Annotated in this window: 24 protein-coding genes; 15 read left to right on the forward strand and 9 right to left on the reverse strand. The window is 69.5% G+C overall.

Going from position 1 to position 25,341, the window contains the following annotated elements:
• Positions 1-38: 38 nt before the first annotated feature.
• From ACFM35_RS12465 to ACFM35_RS12475, 3 genes are all read left to right on the forward strand, one after another.
• Positions 39-407 (forward strand): sterol carrier family protein, encoded by a 369-nt coding sequence (locus ACFM35_RS12465; RefSeq protein ID WP_378842476.1) that lies wholly within the window; start codon positions 39-41, stop codon positions 405-407.
• Positions 408-475: 68 nt separating this feature from the next.
• Positions 476-898, forward strand: a complete 423-nt coding sequence (locus ACFM35_RS12470) for a hypothetical protein (protein ID WP_378842477.1) — start codon at positions 476-478, stop codon at positions 896-898.
• Positions 899-959: 61 nt separating this feature from the next.
• Positions 960-1,334, forward strand: coding sequence for a potassium transporter Trk (locus tag ACFM35_RS12475; RefSeq protein WP_378842478.1), 375 nt, complete (start codon positions 960-962; stop codon positions 1,332-1,334).
• A gap of 17 nt (positions 1,335-1,351) precedes the next feature.
• Here ACFM35_RS12475 and ACFM35_RS12480 read toward each other — a convergent pair whose 3' ends face one another.
• A complete protein-coding gene (locus tag ACFM35_RS12480) occupies positions 1,352-1,963 on the reverse strand; it encodes a zinc-binding alcohol dehydrogenase (RefSeq protein WP_378842480.1) in 612 nt (203 codons plus the stop codon).
• 210 nt (positions 1,964-2,173) lie between these two features.
• Between ACFM35_RS12480 and purM the strand changes: the two genes are divergently transcribed.
• The 4 genes from purM (at position 2,174) to ACFM35_RS12500 (ending at position 8,121) form a co-directional block, all read left to right on the forward strand.
• The gene (purM, locus tag ACFM35_RS12485) at positions 2,174-3,250 is read left to right on the forward strand and encodes a phosphoribosylformylglycinamidine cyclo-ligase (protein ID WP_378843025.1); all 1,077 of its coding nucleotides are present in this window, start codon (positions 2,174-2,176) and stop codon (positions 3,248-3,250) included.
• A 6-nt stretch (positions 3,251-3,256) separates the two neighbouring features.
• Entirely contained in the window at positions 3,257-4,717 is a 1,461-nt protein-coding gene (gene purF / locus ACFM35_RS12490; RefSeq protein WP_378842482.1) for an amidophosphoribosyltransferase, read from the forward strand.
• 191 nt (positions 4,718-4,908) lie between these two features.
• Positions 4,909-6,792, forward strand: coding sequence for an alkaline phosphatase (gene phoA, locus ACFM35_RS12495; RefSeq protein ID WP_378842484.1), 1,884 nt, complete (start codon positions 4,909-4,911; stop codon positions 6,790-6,792).
• 90 nt (positions 6,793-6,882) lie between these two features.
• Positions 6,883-8,121 (forward strand): MFS transporter, encoded by a 1,239-nt coding sequence (locus ACFM35_RS12500; protein ID WP_378842486.1) that lies wholly within the window; start codon positions 6,883-6,885, stop codon positions 8,119-8,121.
• Positions 8,122-8,220: 99 nt separating this feature from the next.
• Here ACFM35_RS12500 and ACFM35_RS12505 read toward each other — a convergent pair whose 3' ends face one another.
• Positions 8,221-8,406: a DUF3073 domain-containing protein gene (locus ACFM35_RS12505; RefSeq protein ID WP_378842488.1), complete on the reverse strand. Its 186-nt coding sequence runs from the start codon at positions 8,404-8,406 to the stop codon at positions 8,221-8,223.
• A 152-nt stretch (positions 8,407-8,558) separates the two neighbouring features.
• Between ACFM35_RS12505 and ACFM35_RS12510 the strand changes: the two genes are divergently transcribed.
• Positions 8,559-9,113 (forward strand): universal stress protein, encoded by a 555-nt coding sequence (locus ACFM35_RS12510; protein ID WP_378843027.1) that lies wholly within the window; start codon positions 8,559-8,561, stop codon positions 9,111-9,113.
• Between the two features lie 90 nt (positions 9,114-9,203).
• Here the strand turns inward: ACFM35_RS12510 and ACFM35_RS12515 are convergent, their stop codons facing one another.
• Both ACFM35_RS12515 and ACFM35_RS12520 read right to left on the reverse strand, forming a co-directional pair.
• Positions 9,204-9,812 carry a PadR family transcriptional regulator gene (locus ACFM35_RS12515; protein WP_378842490.1) on the reverse strand — a complete coding sequence of 203 codons (609 nt, stop codon included), beginning with the start codon at positions 9,810-9,812 and terminating at the stop codon, positions 9,204-9,206.
• On the reverse strand, positions 9,812-10,717 hold the full coding sequence (locus tag ACFM35_RS12520) for a DUF4097 family beta strand repeat-containing protein (RefSeq protein ID WP_378842492.1): 906 nt from the start codon (positions 10,715-10,717) through the stop codon (positions 9,812-9,814). The genes ACFM35_RS12515 and ACFM35_RS12520 overlap by 1 nt, the downstream gene beginning before the upstream one ends.
• Positions 10,718-10,886: 169 nt before the next feature.
• Here ACFM35_RS12520 and ACFM35_RS12525 point away from each other — a divergent pair, with 169 nt between their 5' ends.
• Entirely contained in the window at positions 10,887-11,651 is a 765-nt protein-coding gene (locus ACFM35_RS12525) for a MerR family transcriptional regulator (RefSeq protein ID WP_378842494.1), read from the forward strand.
• A 69-nt stretch (positions 11,652-11,720) separates the two neighbouring features.
• Here the strand turns inward: ACFM35_RS12525 and ACFM35_RS12530 are convergent, their stop codons facing one another.
• A complete protein-coding gene (locus ACFM35_RS12530; RefSeq protein WP_378842496.1) occupies positions 11,721-11,885 on the reverse strand; it encodes a hypothetical protein in 165 nt (54 codons plus the stop codon).
• Positions 11,886-12,201: 316 nt separating this feature from the next.
• Between ACFM35_RS12530 and ACFM35_RS12535 the strand changes: the two genes are divergently transcribed.
• From ACFM35_RS12535 to ACFM35_RS12550, 4 genes are all read left to right on the forward strand, one after another.
• Complete coding sequence (locus tag ACFM35_RS12535) at positions 12,202-13,182, forward strand: DNA topoisomerase IB (RefSeq protein WP_378842498.1); 981 nt, start codon at positions 12,202-12,204, stop codon at positions 13,180-13,182.
• A 22-nt stretch (positions 13,183-13,204) separates the two neighbouring features.
• Positions 13,205-13,636, forward strand: coding sequence for a fluoride efflux transporter FluC (locus ACFM35_RS12540; protein WP_378842500.1), 432 nt, complete (start codon positions 13,205-13,207; stop codon positions 13,634-13,636).
• Positions 13,633-14,004: a fluoride efflux transporter FluC gene (locus ACFM35_RS12545; protein ID WP_378842502.1), complete on the forward strand. Its 372-nt coding sequence runs from the start codon at positions 13,633-13,635 to the stop codon at positions 14,002-14,004. Before ACFM35_RS12540 ends, ACFM35_RS12545 begins: the two co-directional genes overlap by 4 nt.
• Positions 14,005-14,177: 173 nt before the next feature.
• Entirely contained in the window at positions 14,178-17,600 is a 3,423-nt protein-coding gene (locus tag ACFM35_RS12550) for an efflux RND transporter permease subunit (protein WP_378842504.1), read from the forward strand.
• On the opposite strand, the gene ACFM35_RS12555 is transcribed toward ACFM35_RS12550, so the two are convergent.
• From ACFM35_RS12555 to ACFM35_RS12565, 3 genes are all read right to left on the reverse strand, one after another.
• Positions 17,550-18,599 carry a DUF998 domain-containing protein gene (locus ACFM35_RS12555; RefSeq protein ID WP_378842506.1) on the reverse strand — a complete coding sequence of 350 codons (1,050 nt, stop codon included), beginning with the start codon at positions 18,597-18,599 and terminating at the stop codon, positions 17,550-17,552. The two genes, ACFM35_RS12550 and ACFM35_RS12555, sit on opposite strands and share 51 nt — an antisense overlap.
• Positions 18,600-18,800: 201 nt before the next feature.
• Positions 18,801-19,721 (reverse strand): aldose 1-epimerase family protein, encoded by a 921-nt coding sequence (locus ACFM35_RS12560; RefSeq protein ID WP_378842508.1) that lies wholly within the window; start codon positions 19,719-19,721, stop codon positions 18,801-18,803.
• A 2-nt stretch (positions 19,722-19,723) separates the two neighbouring features.
• The gene (locus tag ACFM35_RS12565) at positions 19,724-20,326 is read right to left on the reverse strand and encodes an antibiotic biosynthesis monooxygenase (protein WP_378842510.1); all 603 of its coding nucleotides are present in this window, start codon (positions 20,324-20,326) and stop codon (positions 19,724-19,726) included.
• Between the two features lie 364 nt (positions 20,327-20,690).
• Here ACFM35_RS12565 and ACFM35_RS12570 point away from each other — a divergent pair, with 364 nt between their 5' ends.
• Positions 20,691-22,832 (forward strand): DEAD/DEAH box helicase, encoded by a 2,142-nt coding sequence (locus ACFM35_RS12570; RefSeq protein WP_378842512.1) that lies wholly within the window; start codon positions 20,691-20,693, stop codon positions 22,830-22,832.
• A 63-nt stretch (positions 22,833-22,895) separates the two neighbouring features.
• Here ACFM35_RS12570 and ACFM35_RS12575 read toward each other — a convergent pair whose 3' ends face one another.
• Positions 22,896-23,957 carry an Rv2578c family radical SAM protein gene (locus ACFM35_RS12575; RefSeq protein ID WP_378842514.1) on the reverse strand — a complete coding sequence of 354 codons (1,062 nt, stop codon included), beginning with the start codon at positions 23,955-23,957 and terminating at the stop codon, positions 22,896-22,898.
• Between the two features lie 131 nt (positions 23,958-24,088).
• On the opposite strand from ACFM35_RS12575, the gene ACFM35_RS12580 reads away from it, so the two are divergent.
• Positions 24,089-25,294 (forward strand): M15 family metallopeptidase, encoded by a 1,206-nt coding sequence (locus ACFM35_RS12580; RefSeq protein ID WP_378842516.1) that lies wholly within the window; start codon positions 24,089-24,091, stop codon positions 25,292-25,294.
• Positions 25,295-25,341 lie beyond the last annotated feature (47 nt).

Genomic DNA, 25,341 nt, shown 5'->3' on the forward strand with positions numbered 1-25,341 from the left:
GTGGCGCACGTCGCCGCGCCCGGGCGTAGCGTGGTCGTGTGCCTCCCAAGATCACGACCGACGTCGGGCGCTCCGCGCTCGCCGCCGTGCGGACGGCGGCCGAGGCATCCGCTCCTCCCGCCCGCGCCGAGCTCGCGACCGCGGTGCGCTACCTGCTGCAGCTGCTCGCCGAGAAGGCGCCAGGGCATTCGGTCGAGGTGCGCGTGCCGCCGTTCGGGGCCGTCCAGGTGGTCGAGGGACCGCGTCACACGCGCGGGACGCCCCCGAACGTGGTCGAGACCGATGCCGCCACCTGGATCGCCCTCGCGACGGGGCAGGAGCAGTGGACGGATGCCGCGGCCGCCGGTCGGATCCTCGCCTCCGGCATCCGGGCCGACGTGTCGGACCTCCTGCCGCTTCGGCCCTGATCGAAACTCCTCCCGGAAGGTTCGCCGACGCCGACCCCCGGGGGCTGCAGAGGTGGGAGGATGTCGCTATGGCGGCCCACCGCTTCGGCGGAAATGTATACGGCAAACGCGAGTACCTGCTGGACGAGGAGCTACTCGACGTCTCGGTGCGGCGCGCCCCGCGCATCGGTCGCTTCCTCGGAATGGGCATCGTTCTCGGGCTGCTCGCCTCCACCGTGCTGACCGTGGCCTCGGGCATGAACGAGGCGGCGGGCGGCATCGTCTCGAGCGGTCCCTCCGGCGTCCTGCTCGTCTTCGGAGTGCTGTCCGCCGTCTGCATCGGCATCGGCCTGGTGATCTTCGGCGGGATGGCACTGGTGCTGGACCGTATGATGGCGCGGACACTCCGGCATTCCCTCGCGGAGCGCGCGACCACCCTCACCGACGACCTCGACACTCCGTCGAACGACGACCTGCCCAAGTGGGTCCGAGACCACGAAGAGCTCTCCTGACGGTTTCGCGCAGTTCCGGGAGAGCGCCTGTCGCCCCCTGATGCGGTGAGACAATGGAGCCATGCCAGATCAGGCGGACACACCGGAGTACGCGGCGCCGACACAGGATGTCGAGCCGCGCGTGGTCGTGCGCGACGAGGTCGTGACGGTCAGCGTCCGACGCGCGCCGAAATACACCGTCTTCGTCGTCCTCGGCGCCGGGCTCGGCATCCTCGTCGCGCTCATCCTGACGTTCACCTTCAACGGCTCGAACCAGGAGAGCGCCAACACGGGCATGGTCTACTCGCCGACGCAGGTCTTCGGATTCCTCGCCCTCGTCTGCGGCGTCGTCGGAGTGGTGGTGGGCGGTGTCGTCGCCCTCATCTTCGATCGGGTGCTCTCACGCCGCAGCCGCGAGGTCGCCGCCGACCGCGAAAGCGCGCACTTCGACGACTGAGGTCTGCCCGCTCCTGATCACGCCAGTTCGGCGATGATCGGGTGGATCGCGGTGTCGAACGCCACCACGTCGCCGCGCAGACCGTCGGTGACGGCGATCGTGAGCGAGCCGATCCACCACACGCCGCGCTGAGCGAGCGGCAGCACCTGCACGTTGAGCTCGAACGAATGCGCCCGCCGGCCGACCTGCCTTTCGTGCTCCGCGATCGCGCTCGCGTACGCCCGGTAGGAGACGCCCGGCTTGGCCGCGGCTTCTTTCGTGTACCGCTCATGCGCGTGCTTGGAGTACTCCAGCGCCTCGACGGCGTGGGGTGCGATCGCCGAGCGCAGTTCGGGCGATCCCCCCTCCGGCAGGGCGATGAGCGTGCCGAAACCGTCGACGAGATCGAGCGGGATCGGAGACGGGTGCGCCTGCGGCTCGACCGTCATGGCCCAGTACTCCCGCCACTGGCGCTCCAGAAGCGCCTGCGCCTGCTCGCTGCGGTCGTTCGCGTGCGGTGCGATTCCCCGCAGGTGCGGCAGTTCGTCGGGGGAGCGGATGCCGAGCACCTGCCGCAGGTAGAGCGCGAGCAGCACCGGCTGGCCCGCGTCCTCGCGAATCAGCCACTCAGGCGCCCCGGTCCCTCCCATGCGCCCATTGTAGGGCCGCCCGACTCCTCGGGATGGGGCCGGATGCCGCGGCCTGCAGCGGTCGCAGCGCCTCTCCACAGGCGTCGCACGGTCGACGCGGCATCCGGCCCCCGCACCCGCCGGTAGGCTGGCTCCGTGGCCTCCGCATCCACCGATCCCTATGCCGCAGCCGGCGTCGACACCGCTGCCGGCGACCTCGCCGTCGAACTCATGAAGTCGGCGGTCCGTCGCACCCACGGCCCTGAAGTGCTCGGCGGCGTCGGCGGCTTCGCAGGACTGTTCGACGCCAGTGCGCTGCGCGCCTACAGCCACCCGCTGCTGGCGACCAGCACCGACGGCGTCGGCACGAAGGTGGCCATCGCGCAGGCGATCGACAAGCACGACACGATCGGCATCGACCTGGTCGGCATGGTCGTCGACGACATCGTCGTCGTCGGTGCGAAGCCGCTCTTCATGACCGACTACATCGCGTGCGGCAAGGTCTTCCCCCACCGCATCGCCGAGATCGTCGCCGGCATCGCGCAGGGCTGCGCCGCGACCGGCACCGCCCTGGTCGGAGGAGAGACGGCCGAGCATCCCGGGCTGCTCGGGCTCAACGACTACGACGTCGCGGGTGCGGCGACGGGCGTGGTCGAGGCATCCGCGGTGCTCGAAGCCGGTCGGGTCCGGGACGGCGACGTCGTCCTCGCGCTGGCGTCGAGCGGCCTCCACTCCAACGGCTACTCGCTCGTGCGCCACATCTGCACGGGCGCGGGCATCTCCTACGGCGACAACGCCGCCGACTTCGGCACGACGTGGGGCGAGGCCCTCCTCGAGCCCACGCGCCTCTACACCTCGCCGCTGCTCCGCCTGCTGGCCGAGCCCGGCCTCGACGGCGCGGTCCACTCGCTGAGTCACGTCACGGGTGGGGGTATCGCGGCGAACCTCGCCCGCGTCCTGCCCGCGTCGGCCTGGGTGGAGGTCGACCGCTCGACCTGGTCGCCGCCGCCCGTCTTCCGCGTGCTCGCCGACCTCGGCGGGCTGGAGCTGACCGCCACCGAGGGCACCTGGAACCTGGGTATCGGGTTCCTCGCCGTGGTCGACGCCGGGAAGGCGGATGCCGCGGTCAGCGCCCTCGCCGGTGACGGCATCGCCGCCTGGCCGGTGGGCACGGTGCACACCGGCGCCCGACCCGACGGCTCCTTCGAGCAGGGCGCCAAGGGCGTCGACGGAGGAGCGGTGCGCCTCGTGGGCGCGTACACGGACGGCCCCTCGTCTGCCGCCGCTGAATCAGATGGAGCGAACTGACACCCCATGTGCGGAATCGTCGGCATGGTGGGCCGTGGGCCCGTCAACCAGGAGATCTACGATGCCCTCCTGCTCCTCCAGCATCGCGGTCAGGATTCCACCGGCATCGCCACCGCCGAGAAGAACGGCGTGTTCCACATCTCGAAGGCCCGCGGCCAGGTGCGCGAGGGCTTCCGCACCCGCGACATGCGCAACCTGCTCGGTGAGATCGGTCTCGGTCACGTGCGCTACGCCACGAAGGGCGCGGCGACGAACGAGGAAGAGGCGCAGCCCTTCTACGTGAATGCGCCGTACGGCATCGTGCTGGTGCACAACGGCAACCTCACGAACACGCGCGAGCTGACCGACGACCTGTTCCACAAGGATCGCCGGCACCTGAACACGACGTCCGACACCGAGCTGCTGGTGAACGTGCTCGGCAGCGAACTGCAGTCCGAGATCGCCGGTCTGGAGCTCGACCCCGAGCAGGTCTTCGGCGCCGTCGCCCGCGTGCACGAGAGGGTCGAAGGCTCGTACGCCACCATCGCGCTCATCGCCGGGTACGGCCTGCTGGCGTTCCGCGACCCGTTCGGGATCCGCCCGCTCATCATCGGCACGCGCGCGTCCGACGAGGGCGGATACGAGTGGGTCGTGGCCTCCGAATCGCTCGTGCTCGAGAACGCCGGGTTCGAGGTCGTCCGCGACGTGATGCCCGGCGAGGCCGTGTTCATCGACCTCGAGGGACGTCTGCACACCAAGCAGTGCGCCGCGAAGACCCAGCTCGCACCGTGCTCGTTCGAGTACGTCTACCTCGCGCGCCCCGACTCCGAGATGAACGGCATCTCGGTCTACGAGGCGCGTCTGCGCATGGGTGAACGCCTTGCAGACACGATCGCGAAGTACACGCCGACCGGATCGATCGACGTGGTGATGCCCATCCCCGATTCATCGCGACCTGCGGCGATGCAGGTCGCCCGCAAGCTGGGGCTCGAGTACCGCGAGGGCTTCTACAAGAACCGTTACGTCGGCCGCACGTTCATCATGCCCGGACAGGCGGTGCGCAAGAAAAGCGTGCGACAGAAGCTGAACGCGATGTCGAGCGAGTTCAAGGGCAAGAACGTGCTGCTGATCGACGACTCGATCGTGCGCGGCACGACGTCGAAAGAGATCATCCAGATGGCACGGGATGCCGGGGCCAAGTCGGTCACGTTCGCCAGCGCCGCCCCGCCCGTGCGTTTCCCGCACGTCTACGGGATCAACATGCCCTCGCGTCAGGAGCTCGTCGCGCACGGCCGGACGATCCCCGAGATCGCGACCGAGCTGGGCGCGGACTATCTCGTCTACCAGGAGGTCGAAGATCTCAAGGCCGCGATCATCGAGGGCTCCGACCTCGACGATCTCGACATGAGCTGCTTCGACGGCCGCTACGTCACCGGAACCGTGACCGAGGAGTATCTGGCCTGGGTCGAGGGCTCGCAGGAGAGCTGACGCCCTTCCTTTCGCGCCCTTCCCCGGCTGCCCTTCCTCGCCGACGGTGAGGGTTGCCGCCGCATCCGTTCGCCTGCTGTTCAGCTGCCGCACCCGCGGCGTTCCGACGACACGGGGCAGCGGTTCTTCCCGGCGGTGTTGCCTGAGGGAAGCGCCGCGACTTCGTGGTGCGCCGACCGCGAAGGACGACAATGACACTCAGCAGCACAACTTCACGGCGAGTGGCGGCCTGGCTGGCCGTCGCCGCCCTGGCGGCAGGCGGGATCGGCATGGCCGCTCCCGCGGTCGCCGCCGAGAGCGACGATGACCCCTCGATCACCGAGAACGGCGGCGCCGCGCGCCGCGATGGAGACCACACGCAGGCTCTGCGGGACTCCATCAAGGACACCCCCGCGAAGAACGTGATCCTGCTGATCGGCGACGGCATGGGCGATTCCGAGATCACGGTCGCGCGCAACTACGCCGAGGGCGCCGCGGGCGAATTCGCCGGCATCGATGCGCTGCCGCTGACAGGCAGCTACACGACCTATGCCGTGAACGATGACGGCACGATCAACTACGCGTCCGAGTCCGCATCGACGGCGAGCGGGTGGTCGACCGGCACGAAGACCGTCAACGGCAAGCTGAGCGTGGACTACCTGGACAACCCGCAGTCGACCCTGCTCGAGCTCGCCAAGGCGAACGGCAAGAAGACCGGCAACGTCTCGACCGCCGAGATCCAGGATGCGACGCCCGGTGCCGAGATCGCGCACATCTCTGCGCGCAGCTGCTACGGCCCCGTCGCCACGGCGCTGACCTGCCCGGACGAGACGGTCGAGGCAGGCGGCCTCGGGTCGATCAGCGAGCAGCTGCTCAACGTGCGTCCTGACGTCACCCTCGGCGGAGGCTCGAAGAGCTTCCTCGAGACGGCGACGGCCGGCCCGTGGGCGGGTCAATCGCTCTTCGCCCAGGCCGCCGACCGCGGCTACCAGGTCGTCGGCGACGCCGCCGGTCTTGACGCGGTGACCGCCGCCGACCAGACGCAGCCCGTGCTCGGACTGTTCAGCGAGGGCAACTTCCCCGTGCGCTGGGAGGGTCCCGCAGCGACCATCGGCGGCGGAGATCTGCCTGCGGCATCCTGCACCGAGAACCCCGCCCGCCTCGACACCGGCCTGTCGCTCGCCTCGCTCACGACGAAGGCGATCGAGCTGCTCGACAACGAGAACGGCTTCTTCCTGCAGGTCGAGGGCGCGAGCATCGACAAGCAGGACCACGCCGCCAACGCCTGTGGTCAGATCGGTGAGACGGTCGACCTCGACGAGGCCGTACAGGCCGCACTCGCGTTCGCCGAGCAGGACAAGAACACGCTCGTCGTCGTCACGGCCGACCACGCGCACACCAGCCAGATCGTCGGCGCGACGCCCCCGGGCGCGAGCGTCAACCTGCTGACCACCGAGGGCAACCCGATGATCGTGTCGTACGGCACGGCGCCGGTCGGCTCGTCGCAGCAGCACACGGGTTCCCAGGTGCGGATCGCGGCCTACGGCCCGGGCGCGGGCAACGTCGTGGGCCTGCTCGACCAGACCGACCTGTTCTTCATCTCGGCCGACGCGCTGGAGCTGAACCGCGATCTCGGCGCGCTGAGTGCGGGGGTCACCGTCACGGCCTCGCCCGCCGAAGTACTTCCGGGCGATGAGGTGACGATCACGGTCAGCGGCCTGGCGGGAGATCACCAGGTGACGGCGACGCTCGGGTCCGATCCGGTCGACCTGGGCCAGCGCGATCTCATCAGCGGCACCACCACCTACACGGTGACCGCGCCGGAAGAGGTCGGAACCTACGGCGTGACGGTCACGGGCGCGCAGACCGGCACGACGGCGCAGGCGACCTTCGCGGTCACCGAGACGCCGGCATCGCCGGCGCCGGCGCCCTCGACGTCGGAATCGCCCGCGGCAGCAGCCGGCGGCGTCTCCTCGGGCGGCATGCTCGGGAGCACCGGTGGCGGCATCCCCGCAATGGCCATCATGGCGGCGATCGCTCTCATCGCCACCGGTATGGTTCTGCGCGCACGCAAGCGTCAGCGGAGCATCGTCTGATCCGCAGGACCTGAGGGGAAGGGGGTGGGGTGCTGCGGCATCCCACCCCCTTCTGCCGTGACGCCCCTCGCGCTCCTCTAGGCTCGGGAGGTGAGTAACGCCCCCGCCCGTCCTGTGTGGCAGGGGCGAACCCTCGCCCTGGTGGGCATCGTCCTCTTCGCGTTCACCCTGCGCACCGCCGTCGCCTCGCTGTCGCCCCTCACCGGGTACATCGCCGAGGATTTCGACCTGCCCGCTGTGGCGATCGGTCTGATCGGGACGGCACCCCCCGTCTGCTACGCGATCTTCGGGATCCTCACCCCGCAGTTCGAGCGCCGCTTCGGGCTCGAGCGGCTCGTCGTCCTCGCGGCAGCGGTGGCGGCGGTGGGCATGGTCGCGCGTGCGCTGGCGAACGACGCGGTCACGCTCCTCCTCCTCACCGCACTGACGTTCGCCGCCGTGGGGGTGGGCAACATCCTGCTGCCGCCCCTGGTGAAGACGTACTTCCCCGACCGGGTCGGCCTCCTCACGACGGTGTACACGAGCACGATGGCGACCGCGACGTTCCTGCCGCCCCTGATCGCCGTGCCGGCGGCGGATGCTGTCGGCTGGCGCGTCTCGTTGGGGATGTGGGCCCTCTTCGCCGTGCTGGCCGCCCTCCCGTGGATCGCGCTGGTGGCGCGGGAGCGCGCCGCGGCCGAGGACGACGATGACGACGTCCTGGGGGAGATCGCCCCCGGAGTGTTCGGCAGGCTGTGGTCGCTGCCTCTGGCATGGGCACTCACCGCGACCATGGTGGTCTCGAGCACGGTCGCCTATACGTGTTTCGCCTGGCTGCCCACGATCCTCGTCGACATCGGCGGGGTGCAGCCCGCGACGGCGGGGCTGCTTCTCTCGCTCTTCGCGATGATCGGCCTCCCGTGCTCACTGGTGGTGCCGATCCTGGTGGCGCGACTGCAGATCGTCCGCACCCTCTTCGCGGTGGCGATCGTGTCGGGCCTCCTCGGGGTCGCGGGACTCGTCCTCGCTCCCGCAGCGGCGCCCTGGCTCTGGACCGCACTGCTCGGCGTCGCGCCGCTGCTGTTCCCGATGGTTCTCGTGCTGTTGAGCCTGCGCTCGCGCACACACGAAGGCGCGGTCGCCCTGAGCGGGTTCGTGCAGAGCGTGGGCTACGCGATCACGGCGACGATCCCGCTGCTCTTCGGCCTGCTGCACGACGCGACGGACGGCTGGACGCTGCCCCTCGGCCTGCTGGCGCTCGTCATCCTGATCGGGATCCCGGCGTCATTCATCGTCGCGCGCGGCGGCACCATCGAATCCGCATGGGAGCGGCGTCACGGTGCATGGTGATCGCCGAGGGCGGCGATCCGTGCATGGTAATCGCCGAGGGCGGCGATCCGTGCATGGTGATCGCCGAGGGCGGCGATCCGAGCGTGGAACAGACCTGGGTCAGGCCTTCTCCAGCTCGTCCTCGTCTTCGCCCTCGTATTCATCCGACCACTTGTCGACGTAGAGCTCGCTGTCGCCCGCGGGGTGCAGTTCGCGTTCGAGCGCACCGTAGTTCACCGTGGGGCTGTAGGACTTCAGCTCCCGGGCGATCTTGGTGTGCTTCGCCTTTTGACGGCCACGACCCATGCGAGACCCCCTCATATCTGAGATGCGAGCTGTGTGCGATGCCCGCCGCGTTCACGAAACCGGTAAGAGCCGGTAAGAGTAGCATTCAGAATAACACGGAGCATCCGGTCACCCGCGGCTCCGCCGACGATTCGGAAAGGGTCGTGACGAATATGTCGCAAGAGGCATCCGTTCCCGCAGATGAGACGGCGGCCGCTGCGCCGACCAACGCCGACGTTCAGGGGGCGGTCATCGTCGGGGTCATTCCCGGCCAGCCGAGCCGCGTGCTCAAAGAAGGAGCGCGCTACGCCCGGCTGATGAACGCCCCGCTGCTGGTCGTCTACGTGGACGTCACCCGATTCGTCACCTACGAGGACCCGGACGGCTACGTGCACTCCGCACCGATCGACATCAACATCGCCGCCGGCGACAGCGCGTTCGCCGAGGTGACGGCGACCGCCGCCGCGATGCTCGACGGTCACGACGTGCGCTGGAGCGCGCGCCAGCTGGTCGGCGATCCCGCGCTCGCGATCAAGCACCTGGCGGAGCAGGTTGACGCGAAGCTGCTCGTGATCGGCACCCGCCGCCGCGGCTTCGGAGAGTCGATCCGCGAGTTCTTCACCGGCGCGGTCGCGGCCCGGCTGGCTCATCGGCAGCACCGACCGATCCTGGTGGTGCCGCTCGGCGAGCCGGTGGCCGACGATCAGGACATCTGGCCGGAAGGCTGATCGGCCGGTCGAGAACGGCCGGTCGACGACGGTCGCCGGACGAGAGGAGGGCCCGGCGATCCGCCGGGCCCTCCTCTTGTCACCGGTCGCTCAGCTGCGCAGGGAGCGCGTCAACGCGCGTGCGGCGTCATCGAGACCCGAGACGAGCGCATCGACCACGTCGGCGGCCAGCGCACCTCCGCGTGCGACATGCGTGCGCAGGTCGGCACGGATCTGACCGCGGAACTCGTTGATCGCAGCATCCGCCCTCGCCAGCTGCTCGCGACTGGCGGCACGCGGCACGTCTTCGGGTGCGCTCCGGGTCGTGCGCGCGCGGTCCTCGTTCGCTGCCGCGGCGAGGTCGGCGCGAAGACTCCGCATGGCCTCGCGGACGCTGCCGCGCACCTCGTCGGCGATCAGACGCACGCTGTCGGCGAGTCCGGCCTCGATGCCCTCGAGGTCGCCCGCGCGGGAGGCGACTTCGGCGCGCCCGGCGTCGGTGATCTCGTACACGGACTTGCGCCCGTCGACGGACTTCGTGACGAGGCCCTCTTCTTCGAGCTTCGCCAGTCGTGGATAGACCGTCCCGGCGCTCGGAGTGTACGTGCCACCGGTGCGGTCCGACAGTGCCTGCATGATGTCGTACCCGTGGCGCGGGCCCTCGTCGAGCAGATTGAGGAGGTAGAGGCGAAGGTCGCCGTGGGAGAAGACGGGACTCATCACCACTCCTGTCCGGCGTCCGCCGACGTGCTGTCGTGCGGGGCGGTCTCGGGCTCGGCGAGGGAGGACGCGGGTTCGGATGCTGCGACCGCGGTCCTGCGCAGCACCGTGATGTCACCCGAGACGGAGTTGGCGCGGACGTCGACGAAGGACCCGCTCAGCTCGCCGGCGGAGCCGACGTAGTTCGTCGTCGGTCCGGTGCCCTTGCCCGATCGCTTGACGCCGTCCACCAGCACGCGTCCGCTGACGCTGCGAACGACGAAGTTGGCGGGCAGACTGTCGTCGATGCGGATCGTGCTCGCACCGCTCACCGTGTTGAGACCGACCTGGTGGATCGATCCGGTCGAGTCGACGAGCATCGCGCCCGACACGGTGTCGATCGTCGCCTTGCTGATCGACCCGGTGACGGCGACGTCGCCGGAGACGCTGTTCGCGCTGAGGGCACCGACGACCTCGCGTGCCTGCACGTCGCCCGAAACCGCGTTGACCGTCAGGTCGCCGGTCAGGCCGTCGACGATGATGTCACCCGAGACGGTGTTCAGACGGGCGTCGTTGACGATGCCCGACACCAGAGCGCTCGCCGAGACGACGCCGAGGGTGAGCGCTACGTCGCGGGGTACGGCCACGCTGATCTCGGCCTTGGGCCCGCCGGCTCCGAAGTTGCGGAACACTTCGAGGAAGTTGTCCCAGCGCAGCTGCGGGTGGTCGATCTCGACGGTGTCGCCGGTGGCCTCGATGCGGAGGTCCTTGATGGTGACGCCGTGCACCTCGATGCGAACGCCCGGCTCGTCGTGTCCGACCACGTCGATCTGTCCGCCGACGAGGCCCACTTTGAGCTTGCGGATGGACTCGATGTCGATGACGCGCGTCTCGCCCGGGTGGATGATCCACTTCTCGAGGGTCATGAGTGCTCCTGGTGATTCGGTGATGAAGACGCGATATATCGCGATAGGCGACAGTAACACGATATATCGCGTCTGGGCAACGTGCGGGGGCTGAGAGTTCGCCGAGCACGGTTGACCTTGACGTTGCGTCAATCCCTATGGTCGAAAGAGATCGAGAGAGGAGAAGGCGATGGACTGGTCGATCCAGCAGGTGGCCAAGCTCGCGGGCACGACGAGCCGCGCCCTCAGGCACTACGACGACATCGGGATCCTGCGCCCGACCCGCATCTCGGCAAACGGCTACCGGCACTACGACGAGCTCGCCCTCGTGCGCCTGCAGCGGATCCTGCTGCTGAGGGACCTCGGGCTCGGCCTGCCTGCGATCGCCGAAGTGCTCGACCGGAATCAGAGTCCCCGAGACGCCCTCACGGGGCACCTCGGATGGCTTCGGCAGGAGCAGGACAGGCTCGCCCGCCAGATCGCGGCGGTGCGATCGACGATCGAGACCCTGGAGGGAGGTGAACAACTGATGGCAGAGAACATGTTCGACGGGTTCGATCACACCGTGCACAAGGACGAGGTCACCGCGCGCTGGGGCGCCGACGCGTACGCCCAGGGCGACACCTGGTGGCGAACGAAGAGCGCCGAGGACCGGAGCGAATGGAAGCGACGTCTGTCCGACCTCACCCGCGACTGGGTGTCCGCTGCGGAGAGTGGCGTCGCGGCCGACTCCGCGGAGGCGCAGTCGCTGGCCGCCCGTCACGTCGAGTGGCTGGGTTCGGTTCCCGGAACGCCCATGGCGACGGGTGAGGCGAAGGCCTACGTGCAGGGGTTGGGTGAGATGTATGTGGCAGACCCTCGCTTCGGCGAGAACTACGCCACGTCGGCGGGCGGATCAGCCGGCGCGGAATTCGTGCGCGACGCTCTCCAGGTGTTCGCGGACACGCGCCTGTAGACGCCGACACCGGCCTCACGAACGAAACCCCCGGCCGTATCGGCCGGGGGTTTCGTCGAAGGGATGACCCTAGGTGCGGTTGCGTCCGCTGATGACGCGGAACAGGAACGCGATCAGGGCGATGACGCCTACGATCAGCGCGACCCACAGAAGCCACTGGAAGGCGGCGTTCAGTCCACCGACGATGGCCAGCACGATGGCGACCACGATGATGATGATGAGGGCGAGGTTCATGGAGGGTTCTCCTTCTGATAGTCCGGCGCGGTGGGGGTGCTCCGCGCTCGGGTGCCTCGAAAGGCACGGGGTGATGTTTCCATACCTGCGGATTCGCCCGGAAGGGGTTGACGACTCACATCGTCGGTGGTATCTCGAGCCAGCCGCGTGGGCGCCTTAGCGACACGGCCCGGCACTGTCAACCGCGCCCGGGTGCGCGCGGTGCCGTTCTATCGTCGGCGAAGAAGAGAGAGGGCGCGGATGCCTGAACGACGGTCACACGGATCTCGGGAGAATGCTCCCGTTCGGCGTCGGCCGACGCGGGAGCACTGATCGGATGCCTCGGCTCACGAGGGTCGTCCCCTTCATGGATCCCGGCTACACGCGCGTGCGGGTCGGCACGTCCCATCAGTTCGTCACGGCGCGCGGGCGCACCGCCGGGAAGAAGGATCAGGCGCGCATCCAGGCGATGGTCATCCCGCCGGCCTGGACCGACGTGTGGATCAGCACGCGACCCGACGGGCACATCCAGGTGGTGGGCACCGACGCCGCGGGTCGCAAGCAGTACATGTACCACCCGCAGTGGAGCGCCCGGCGCGACAAGGGCAAATTCGCCCGCGCCCTCGCTCTGGCGGAAGCGCTCCCGCGCGCTCGCGCCCGCGTGACCGCGGCGCTCCGGACCACGGGCATCACGCGGGAGCGCACACTCGCGGTGGCCTTCCGGCTGCTCGATCAGGCTGCGCCCCGCGTCGGATCGACCGCCTACCTCAAGGCCAACGGCAGCCGTGGTCTGTCGACGCTGCAGCGCCGCGACGCGACGGTCGCGGCATCCGTCGTCACCCTGTCCTTCCCCGCCAAGAGCGGCAAGCACGCGCTGCTCCGCATCGACGACGCCGACCTCGCGGCCGCAGTGACCGAGCTCAAGACCGGGCGACCCGGTGCGCCGCTGCTGGCTCCGCGCCGTGGGCGGAAGCGCGTCGCCCTCGGCGCGGGCGAAGTGAACCGCTACGTGCACGAGGTGACCGGGGGCGCGTTCACGGCGAAGGACTTCCGCACGCTCCGCGGCACGGTCGCCGCGGCGGAGGAGCTGGCCAGGATCGGCGTGGCGCACAGCGAGAAGGAGCGGAAGCGAGCCGAGCTCCAGGCGGTGCGGGCCACCGCCGACGCGCTGGGGAACACCCCCGCGGTGGCGCGCGGCAGCTACATCGACCCGCGCGTGTTCACGGAATACCGGAGGGGTCGTGTGATGACGCTGAGCGGTTCGCGGGACGCGGCGATCTGTGCACTGCTCAAGCGGGACCCTCCTCCGGGCCGGTAGGTCACGCGCCTAGGCTGACCGCATGAGTCCTGCGCCGATGATCGATGCGCGCACCCTCGGCCTCGTCGTCCTCGGGGGGGTCCTCGGCGTCGGATTGCGCGCGCTCATCCTGCTGCCGCTCGGCGCTCCCGTCGCGCCCCTGCTCGTGCCGGCCGTGACCCTCGTCGTCAATGTCGTCGGCTCGCTCCTGCTCGGCATCGTCGTCGGCACCCTCGACGACCGGCACCCACGTCTGCGCGCCTTCCTCGGCACCGGCGTCATGGGCGGTTTCACGACGTACAGCGCCTTCGCGGTGCAGACGGCCGAGCTGTCGGCGGCGCAGCCTCTCTTCGCCCTGGCCCTCGCTGCGCTGAGCGTCGTCGTCGGGGTGCTGGCCGGTGCCGCAGGGTTGGCGGTGGGGCGGGTGATCGCCCGTACGCGCGGCCACATCGAGGAACCGGAGGAGGCCGAATGAGCCCGCTGACCGTGGCGGCGACGCTCGCCGCCGGCGGGATCGGCGCAGGTCTGCGCTACCTCATCGACGCGCTCGTCATGCGCGGGCGAAAGGGGGGATTCCCCGCGGGAATCCTCGTGGTCAACATCTCGGGATCGCTACTGCTGGGCATCGTCACGGCGCTGTGGGCAGGCACGCCTGCCGTGACGATCCTCGGCCTCGGGCTGCTGGGCGGATACACGACATTCAGCACCGTGTCCGTCGAGTCGGCGCTCTTCAGCGAGCGCGGCCGCCGGCGGCGGGCGCTGCTGAACGCCGTGGGCACGCTCGTGGCGTGCGTGGCGGCGGCGGGTCTGGGGCTGTTTCTGGGAGCCTCGGCAACGGGCTGAATCCGGATGCCGCGTCCTCGGCGTCCCGCGGATGGCCCGGGATCCACGTGGGATACTGGAGTTTCGATACACCTCCGTATCCGCCGACGTGCCGCGGCAGCCCGCTGCGGCATTCGTGCCCGGGCGTGCCCGGGGACGCGGCATCCCGCACCATCTCCGATCGAAGGTCGACCGTGTCGAAACTCGCCGTCCTGAGCCTGCGCAACCGTGCGCTCATCGCACTCGTCACGATCGTCGTCGCGATCTTCGGCGGGATCGCGTTGACGAGCCTCAAGCAGGAGCTGATCCCGTCGATCGAGTTCCCGCAGCTCGCGATCGTCACGACCTACCCCGGCGCGTCGCCCGAGGTCGTCTCCAACGACGTGTCCACGCCGATCGAGACGGCGATCCAGGGGGTTCCGGGTCTCGAGACGAGTTCGGCCACCAGCACGACCAACGCCTCGATCGTGCAGGCGTCCTTCACCTACGGCACCGATCTGGCCACGGCCGAGCAGAAGATCACCCAGGCGATCAACCGCATCAAGAGCACACTCCCGGACGGTCTCGAGCCGAACGTCATCTCGGCCAACTTCGACGACTTCCCGGTCGTGCAGGTGGCGGTGACCGGCTACAGCGACCCCCAGGCGATCCAGGCCGAGCTCGAGGCATCCGTCATCCCCACGCTCGAGAAGGTCGACGGCGTCAATCAGGCGCAGGTCGTGGGCGGGCAGGGTCAGCGGATCACGATCACCCCCGACACCGCCGCGCTGAGCACCGAGGGCTTCTCGCAGCAGTCCATCCGGGACGCCCTCGATCAGAACGGCGTGCTCTTCCCGGGCGGCGACATCACCGAGAACGACCAGACGCTCACGGTGCAGACCGGCCTGAAGCTCACCAGCGTCGAGGACATATCGGCGCTGCCCCTCGTGCCGTCGGACGCGGCGCAGTTCCGCGAGGGGACCGTGACGATCGGGGACGTCGCGACCGTCGCGGAGGGGACCGATCCGATCACCACGATCTCGCGTGTCGACGGCGCCCCTGCGCTCACGATCGCGGTCACGAAGCTTCCGTCGGCCAACACGGTCGACGTCTCCCGCGGCATCCAGGCCGCGCTCCCCGACATCGAGTCCTCGCTCGACGGCGCCAGCTTCACCGTCGTCTTCGACCAGGCCCCCTACATCCAGCAGTCGATCGACTCGCTCGCGCAGGAGGGCCTGCTGGGCCTCTTCTTCGCCGTGATCATCATCCTGCTGTTCCTGATGTCGGTGCGCTCGACCCTCGTCACCGCCATCTCGATCCCCACCAGCGTGCTGATCACGTTCATCGGCATCCAGGCGTTCGGGTACTCGCTGAACATCCTCACCCTGGGTGCGCTGACGATCGCGATCGGGCGCGTCGTGGACGACTCCATCGTCGTGATCGAGAACATCAAGAGGCACTATGTCGGCGGCGCGGACAAGCTCGGCGCCATCACGCACGCGGTGAAGGAAGTGGCGACCGCCGTCACCGCATCGACCATCACGACCGTCGCGGTCTTCCTGCCGATCGCGTTCGTCGGCGACGTGACCGGGGAGCTCTTCCGGCCCTTCGCACTGACGGTCACGATCGCCATGGTCGCCTCGCTCCTGGTGTCGCTGACGATCGTCCCCGTGCTCGCCTACTGGTTCCTCCGCCCCGGCAAGCCGCTGCTCGATGAGAACGGCGCTCAGGTCGATCCCGAGTCTGCGGAGGCGCCGCCCACAAGGCTGCAGCGCGCCTACCTCCCGATCCTGCGGTGGACGCTCTCGCACTCACTGATCACGCTCGGCATCGCGGGCCTCGTGCTGGTGGGCACGGTCGTCGCGGCGCCGTTCATGAAGACGAACTTCCTCGGCGACTCGGGGCAGAACACGTTCACCATGACCCAGTCCATCGGCGCGGCGCCGAGCCTCGACGCCGAAGACCAGGCGTCCCAACAGGTCGAGCAGACGCTGCTCGGCATCGACGGGATCGACACGATCCAGGTGTCGATCGGCTCGAGCGGATCATCCCTGCGCGACGCGTTCAGCGGCGGCGGATCGGGTATCACCTACTCGATCACGACGTCCGCCGACGTCGACCAGGTGGCGCTGCGCGCCACCGTGCAGGACGCCGTCGACGCCCTCGGCTCGGACGCCGGCGAATTCACGATCGCGGGTTCGGGCGGCGGGTTCGGGTCGACGGACGTCGAGATCGACGTCGCGGCGCCCAGCCAGGGCGCCCTCCAGGATGCGACGGACGCCGTCGTGTCCACCTTGACGGGCAAGGACGGCATCGGCCAGGTCTCGAGCAACCTCTCGGCATCGCTGCCGTACATCGCGGTGCAGGTCGACCGCGACAAGGCCGCCGCCCTCGGGCTCTCGGAGGTCGCCGTGGGCGGGATCGTCTCGGGCACGATGCAGCCCCAGTCGATCGGCACCGTCGAGGTCGACGGCACGGGGCTGACCGTCTACCTGGCGGCGTCGCAGACGCCGGCGACCCTCGGCGAGCTCAGGCAGCTCGCGATCCCCTCGGCGACCGGCCCCGTCCCCCTGCAGGACATCGCCACCGTCGAGGAGAGCCAGGGGCCGACCTCGGTCACCACCCAGCGGGGGCAGCGCACATCGACCGTGACGGTGACCCCGTCGACCGACAACCTGACGACGGCGTCGGCGTCGGTCACGACCGCGTTGGAGGACGTCGAACTGCCCAGCGGAGCGACCGCCGAGATCGGGGGCGTCATCACCGATCAGCAATCGGCCTTCTCGCAGCTCGGGCTGGCTCTGCTGGCCGCGATCCTGATCGTCTACATCGTGATGGTCGCCACCTTCAAGTCGCTGCGTCAGCCGCTGCTGCTGCTCGTGTCGGTGCCGTTCGCGGCGACCGGGGCGATCCTTCTGCAGATCGCGACGGGCGTGCCGCTCGGGGTCGCCTCGCTGATCGGCGTGCTGATGCTGATCGGCATCGTGGTCACGAATGCGATCGTGCTGGTGGATCTCGTGAACCAGTACCGCGTCCGGGGCATGAGCACGCTGGAGGCCACGGTCGCGGGAGGCTCGCGTCGACTCCGCCCGATCCTGATGACCGCGCTGGCGACGATCTTCGCGCTCACCCCCATGGCCCTCGGCATCACCGGGCACGGCGGATTCATCTCGCAGCCGCTGGCGATCGTCGTGATCGGCGGGCTCATCTCCTCGACGGTGCTGACGCTCGTCGTGCTGCCGACCCTGTACAACCTGGTCGAGGGCGCGCGCGAACGGCGGGTCGCCCGCCGTGGTGGGGGAGCGGACGCGTCGTCATCCGTCGACTCCCGTGAGCCGGCCCTGGCGGGGGCTGCCGGCTCCGCGGTCGGCGGCGCCGCTCCCTACGAGACGCGTCGGGAACGGCGCGCGCGCGAAGTGACAGCGCACGAGGAGTCGTCACGCACCGAGATCCCGGATGCCGCGGCATCCGGTGCGTCGGATCGCATCGGTCGCGAGCAGGGCGCGGACGGCGACGTCGGGGGCGAGGTCGCGGGCGAGCAGGGGTCGGCGGATCCGGCGGGTCTGACCGAGGAGGGTGCCGCGGGTTCAGACGGTGACGAGAGCGGAATCGACGGGGACGCGCACCGTGGCAGCTGAACGGCGCGGGCCGCGCAGACGCACGGAGCGTGATTCGGCGGCGATGCCCGTGAGCGAGGCGGAGACGCGACCCCCGGTCGCCTCACGACCGGAGTGCGCGCCGGTGGAGACGACGCGGCGGCGGGCAGGAGCGGAGTGGCGGACGGCGGCCCGCGGGGTGAGGGTGACACGCGGAGCCGGCCGCAGCGCCGTCAGGGAGTCGTGCGTGCACGTCGTGGCGGCGATGGGCCTCTCGGGCTGCGCATCGAGGGCGACCGACGGGGCTTCGACGACCTGCAGCGCGCGTGCGCCGTGGGCGCGGAGCTCGGCCGTGAACAGGAGGATCCACGTGAACATCGCGGAGAAGGCCACGAGCTCGAACGCGGCCAGATTGATGTAACCGAGCGTCATCGCCGTGCCACCGGCCACGAGGAGGACGGTGACGGGAATGCTCGTCTTCCGCAGGTGCGTGCCGATTCCGCGCAGGACGATCGGGGCGCCGATGAGGACGGCGGCGAAGGAGAGCACCATCCCGGATGCGCCCTGCTCGTGGAGGGCTTTGAGGGTGTTGATCGGGACGAGGCCGACGATCGCGAGGTGGGCTCCGATGGAGATGAAGGCGCCGGCGAGGATGTGGGGCGCTTTGTGGTGCGACCGCGACCTCCCGACATGGGTGCGCAGATCGCGGTAGACGCGCACGGAGAAGGCGACGAAGAGGACACCGCAGAGCACCATGGTGCCGTTGAAGATCGCCGCCGAGAAGTCTCCGAGCGTTCCGAGCTGGCTGAAGTACAGGTGCCACCAGATGGGGTCGTTCGTGGTGACGATGGAGAACGCGATGCCGAGGACGAGGACCGCGACGATGCCGCCGAGCAGTTGACTCGTGGAGAGTGCGGGCAGCGCGATCGTCGGAACCGCCAGTCGCGGCATGCTCCACGGCCGGTCGCGACTGTGGATCGTCACGCTGCGGCGAAGCGTGTTCAGCGAAGGAAGGGAGATCAGGGAATCGGCGAGTGTCATTTTTTTCCACGCGGGGTCTACTGGTAGTCTCCCGACGCGGGTTCCCCAAACAACGTTGCCGCCGCCTTCTCCACCGCGGGTCGGGAGCGCTGATCGAATGCCGTCCCCAAAACGACTCCTTGCGGCGATCCTATCCTGTGTTCCTGATAGAACGTTACCCACGATTCAATGCGTGCCCGGCGTGTGCTGCAGCACCGACGATCAGGTCGTGATACCCCACCGCAGTGACCACGATTCTCCCGGCTGCAGCCACGTGAGGCCTGTACCCGAATTGAACGCGTCGGCCGGGGCCGTCATGGGCTCGACGGCCACCGCCAGCGGTCTCCCGGGATATCTGTCCGTCGTGTACACCTGCACGTAGTCGAAGCCGGCGCCCTGCCAGAGCGTCACCGACCGACCGTCCGGGGCGGTCAGCGTGGTCCGCGCCGTGCCCTCCGCATCCCGCGACAGCCGACCGTACGCCCGGTTCACGTCGATGTCGCCCAGCCGCGCACCCGACCGCAGGTCGGTCGCAGCATCCACCGGTACCTCCTCGACCGGCAGCAGGCGCTCGTCGAGGATGTCGTATGTGTCACCGGGCACGCGCAGAACGAGGTCGGCCGTGTCGACCGCGTCGAAGCACAGGTAGGGGTGCGTGCCGAGAGCCACCGGCGCGTCGTCGGCTCCCACGTTCGTCACGACGTGCTCGACGTCGATTCCGCGGTCGGTCAGCCGGTAGGTCACCGTCGTGTCGAGATGGAACGGGTAGCCGGTCTGCGGGAACACCGTGGCGGCAAGCGTGGCTTCCGTACCGTCCTCCGACTCCGTGACGAGGTAGTCCCGGAAGCGCAGGAGTCCGTGCGTGGCCGTGTTCGTCGAAAGCTCGGTCACCGGCAGCTGCCGTGTCTCCCCGCGCTGGGTCCACTTGCCGTCGCGGATGCGGTTCGGCCACGGCACCAGCACGATCCCGGATGCCCCGGGGGTCGTCGACCCGGCCGGGTAGGGCGGGACGAGCGCGACACCATCCACCGTGAGAGCGCGGAGGGATGCTCCGACCTGCGCGATCTGCGCGGTGACGCGTCCATCGGAACTCCGCAGCGCCACCTGGCGTCCGGTCGGATCGGCGGGTCGGAATGTCGTCATGTTCACCTCTGCAGCCACGGCCGCAGCAGCCGCGTGACCCAGGGTAGGACGAAGTAGGTCATCACGGGCGTCAGGAGCACCGTCGACACGAGCAGTCGCACCACGAGCGGCCACTCGGTGAAGCCGGGCACGTAGCCCAGCAACCAGGACGCGAGCAGATTCGTCGGGAAGAAGCCGAGCCAGATCGTCACGGCCTGCTTCCACCGGGGTGGCGCCGACGGGATCGGCTGCTGGATCGGGCCCGTCTGGGGTGAGGCATCCGTCTCGGTCTTCGACTCGATGTGCGTGGCGGCCACCGCATCGAACCACCCCTCGATACCCGTGCGGCGCTCGACCCGCACCTCGCTGGCGAAGGCGCGGCCCGACTCGAGCCACCATGCGCGCTGAGGCGAGTCCTCCCACGCCTCGAGGGTGGGGATGTCGCGGAAGCGGTAGAGCATGTACCAGACGTCGCTCCCTTCGCCGGCGCGCACCCAGCCCGAGCCCAAGAACCCGTCGAAGCCCGTGGCGAGGTCGGTGCCGGCCTGCATCCAGCTCGTGGCGATCGTCGCGCGCTCCGGGTCGATGCGGCGCTCGATGGCGACGGTGATCGATTGCTCTGCCATGCGTCCATTCCACCGCATCGGCGGAGCCTGGTCGGCCGATGCGTGCGCGAGGTCCACGTCTCGGGGCTCTCAGGGTCGCCGCGACCGGGTGCGCTACCATGAAGGGTCGGCTCTGGACACCGCGATGGTTCGCGGATGGGTTTGTGAGTCCAATGGGGCCGATGGTGGGAACGATCTGTTCCGACGACCATCCAGTGAATGGCCCCCGGCCGACAATGTCCGGGCAACTCCCCTTCGGCGGAGTCCGCGCAGCGCGGACTTCCGATCCTGCCGGAGGATGCCGCATGTGCGGCGGCGTCTCCGCGTGTGGCGGAGCGTTCTGGAGTGCTGTTCTCGTATCGAGACAACCCAGAAGGACCCCCTCATGGCACATCAGAAGAAGCCGTCCACCGGACGCCCGAATTTCGAGCCTCGCTACGGCCAGGCCAAGAACGGCGACAAGCGCACGTCGTTCCAAGACGCCAAGCGCCGCCCCGCGGCGGCCGGCGCCCCCAAGGCCGGCAGCCGGAGTGCGGGTCACCGCGGCCACCGTGCCGCGGAGGAGGGCGCTGCCGCTCCGAAGGCACGCTGGAGCGCGTCGCAGCGTGCCGGCCGCGACGAGTCCCGCGGAATCCGCGACCATGCGCCCCGCAACGACCGTCCGGCGCGTTCGAATGACGATCGTCCGGCGCGTTCGTTCGGCAATGACCGTCCGGCGCGGACGTATGACGATCGTCGTCCGGCACGGTCGAATGATGACCGTCCGGCGCGGACGTATGACGATCGTCGTCCGGCGCGGTCGAACGACGACCGTCCGGCGCGTTCGTTCGGCAATGATCGCCCGGCGCGTTCGTTCGGCAATGATCGTCCGGCGCGGACGTATGACGATCGTCGTCCGGCGCGTTCGAACGATGACCGTCCGGCGCGGACGTATGACGATCGTCGTCCGGCGCGGTCGAACGACGACCGTCCGGCGCGTTCGTTCGGCAATGACCGTCCGGCGCGGTCGAACGACGACCGTCCGGCGCGTTCGTTCGGCAATGACCGTCCGGCGCGTTCGTTCAACAGCGACCGTCCGGCGCGTTCGTTCGGCAATGACCGTCCGGCGCGCACGTACGACGATCGTCGTCCGGCGCGGTCGAACGACGACCGTCCCTCCCGCTCGTACGTCGAGCGTCCGCGCCACAGCGGTGCGGGTCGTGCCGTCGCCGGTGCGCACACGGCGAACCGTTCCGACTGGAACGCCGAGACGAAGGCCAAGCACCACGAGCAGCACGTCGACGTCGTGCACGAGCGTCTGCAGGCCGAAGCCGTTCAGGCGACCGAGGTCGGATCGATCTCGTGGGGCGACCTGGGTCTGGGTCAGAACATCGTGAACACCCTCATCGAGCTCGGCGCGCCGTCGCCGTTCCCGATCCAGGCGGCGACGATCCCCGAGGTGCTCGCGGGTCGTGACGTCCTCGCCCGCGGCCGCACCGGCTCGGGCAAGACCATCGCCTTCGGCGCCCCGCTCGTGGAGCGGGTGCTGAAGTCGCAGGCCGGCACGAAGCGCGAGTTCGCACGCGCTCCGCGCGCGCTCATCCTGGCTCCGACCCGTGAGCTGGCGCTGCAGATCGACCGCACCATCCAGCCCATCGCGCGCAGCGTCGGCCTGTTCACCACGCAGATCTACGGTGGCGTGCCGCAAGCCCGCCAGGTGGGTGCGCTCCGCAAGGGCGTCGACATCATCATCGGCACCCCCGGGCGCATCGAAGACCTCATCAATCAGCGCAAGCTCGATCTCTCCGAGGTCATGGTCGCCGTGATCGATGAGGCCGACCACATGAGTGAGCTCGGGTTCCTCGAGCCCGTGCAGCGGATCCTCCGCCAGACCGCCGAGGGCAGCCAGAAGCTGCTCTTCTCCGCCACGCTCGACCGCGAGGTCGCGGGAGTCGTCGACGAGTTCCTCGTCGAGCCCGCCGTCTACGAGGTCGCCGGCGAGACGCAGGAGACCGGAACGATCGAGCACCGCGTGCTCGTCATCGACCATCGCGACAAGGCCGAGATCCTCAGCCGCCTCGTGGACCGCGATGGCAAGACGCTCGTGTTCGCCCGGACGCGCGCATTCGCCGAGATGCTCGCCGAGCAGTTCGCCGACGAGGGCATCCCGGCCGTCGCGCTGCACGGAGACCTCAACCAGGCCAAGCGCACGCGCAACCTCGAGCGACTGACGTCGGGCAGGGTCAACGTCCTGGTCGCGACGGACGTCGCGGCTCGCGGCATCCATGTCGATGACATCGACCTGGTGATCCAGGCCGATCCGCCGGACGAGTTCAAGACCTACCTGCACCGCTCGGGCCGCACGGGCCGCGCCGGTGCGCAGGGTCGTGTCGTCACCCTGATCACGCGTCAGCGCCGTCGGAAGATGACCGAGATGCTCGAGCGTGCCGAGATCGACGCGCCCTTCGAAGACGCCCGCCCGGGCGATGACGTCATCGCCGAGCTCGTCGGCGCGCTGCCGACCAATGCGGAGCTGACCTCCGCGTAGTCGCACACTGCATGCGAACCGCCCGTTCGACCTCCCGGTCGGACGGGCGGTTCGGCGTGCGCGTCAGAACAGCCGGTCTCCCTCCGCGGCGCGGCCGCGGGAGGTCGTGACGATCTGCGTGCGCGCCGCGAGACCCGGCTGCGGCCGCCCACGCGGGTGTTCGTCTTCGTCGCGGCCGTCCAGCCCGTGGGCGCGCAGGAGCGGACGCATGCGCGTGGCGAGCCACGCCCGATAGGGCTTCGGCGCCATCGACGCGGCTCCCGGGTACAGGCCGAGGTACGAGGAGACGACTTCAGGATGCTGCGCCTCCAGCCACTGCATGAACCACGGCTTCACGCCCGGTCGGAGATGCAGTGCGCCGTAGATGACGGTGCCGGCACCGGCGGCACTGATGCGCGCGAGGGCGTCGTCGATCGCGGCGATCGAGTCGGTGAGGTGGGGGAGGATCGGCATGAGGAACACCGTGACCCGGAAACCCGCTTCGGTGGCCGCGCGCACGGTGTCCAGCCGCGCTGCGGCTGACGGCGTGCCGGGCTCGAGCAGCTTCTGGAGTTCGTCGCCGAAGACCGCGATCGACATCGCGAGGGTCACCTTCACCGATGCCGCGGCGTCCTTCAGGAGCGGGAGGTCTCTGCGCAGCAGTGTGCCCTTCGTGAGGATCGAGAAAGGCGTACCCGCCTCCGTCAGCGTGGTGATGATCTCGGGCATGAGCCGGTAGCGCCCCTCGGCGCGCTGGTACGGGTCGGTATTCGTGCCGAGCATCACGGGCTCGTGCTGCCAGGAACCACGGCGCAGTTCGCGCGACAGCACGTCGGCGACGTTCACCTTCACGATGATCTGCGAGTCGAAGTCCCGCCCGGCGTCGAGATCGAGGTACTCGTGCGTCCCGCGGGCGAAGCAGTAGGTACACGCGTGCGAGCAGCCTCGATAGGGATTGACCGTCCAATCGAAAGGCATCGCCGACGCGCCCGGCACGTGGTTGAGGGCGCTCTTGGCCATGACCTCATGGAAGGTGATTCCGGCGAACTCCGGCGTGGTGACCGACCGGACGAGCCCGTCGAGGTGTTCGAGACCGGGGAGGGCGGCGGCATCCGCGGTGCCCAGCTGCTGCCCCTGCCATCTCATACTTCATGGGAACAGAATGACGAAGGAAAGTCAATCGCTGAGGTTCGAGAGTAGAAGATCGGGTGCTCGAGCCGACGCGCCTGCGTGAGGGTGACCCGCGCGAAGCGCGCGAGGGGGACAGAATGGACGGTGTGACGGAACCCCGGCCGCACGGAACACCCGCGACTCGTCGCGCTGCTCGGCTGCAGCGCGAACGGGATGCGGGGCATGCCCAGACGGGCGGGACGGGCTGGTCGTCGCAGGCGGCGGGAGCGCATCCGCCGATCTTCCGGCCTCCTCCGCCGCCGGAACGGCACCGCACCACGCCGGTCGAGCCCCTCATCGGCGCGCATGCCGAGCCCGCGCCGGTGCGGCACGCGGCCCGCCGGCGGGCCGCGCACGTGCGGGCCGTCTACGGGTTGACCGCAGCCTGCGTGCTGCTTTTCGGCGGCGTGGTCGCCGTCTCGGCCGCCGTCGCCGGTCATGCGGTGTCGGACACCGCCGATGCCAGACTGTCGGCCCCCGAGCAGAAGATCGTGAGCGACAGCGTCGAGGCATCCATCCCCTCCACGGTCCCCGTGCCGGCCGAGTCCCTCCCGGCCCCGACCATCAGCGGCGCGCCCGCGACCGTCGATCTCTGCGCATCGGCCGACTTCACCGCCGCGCTGGCGTCCGGAGACGACGCCGCCACGATCGCGGCGGCGGGCGGCGCCGAGATGTTCCGCCAGTCGGTCGCCGCCGGCACGGCGCCGTGCGTGTCGCTCGCCGATCCCACCCGCACGTGGCTCGTCGTCAACAAGACCCGGCCGTACGATCCGACCGGATATGCGCCGAGCCCGCTGGCTCTTCCCGCGGGCGTGCAGAGCATCGTGGGAGGAGAGCTGCGAGCGGATGCGGCGGCCTCGCTCTCGACGATGGCCGCGGCCGCAGCGGCCGCCGGTGTCGGGGAGATCGCGCTCGAGAGCGGCTATCGGTCGTATCAGACCCAGGTCACCTCGTACGGCAACCAGGTCTCGCAGAACGGAGCCGCCGAGGCCGACCTCTCCAGCGCTCGGCCGGGGTACAGCGAGCATCAGTCTGGTCTGACCGGCGATCTGGTCGCCTGCGACGGAGGCGGGTGCGGGACGCTGGACGACCTCGCCGCGACCGCGCAGGGCCAGTGGCTCACCGCCAACGCGTGGCAGTACGGCTGGATCACCCGATACGAGGACGGCCGCACCGACATCACCGGGTACATGCCCGAGCCGTGGCATCTGCGCTACATCGGCGTCGACCTGGCCAAGGCCTACCACGACGGCGGCTGGCACACGCTGGAGGAGTTCTTCGGGCTCCCCGCGGCACCCACCTACGTGGGGTGACGCCGGTCCGAGCATCCGTTCCCGCTGCCGACGGGGTCGTCGTCGCA

This window comes from Microbacterium songi, assembly GCF_042747925.1.
Classification (GTDB): Bacteria; Actinomycetota; Actinomycetes; order Actinomycetales; family Microbacteriaceae; genus Microbacterium.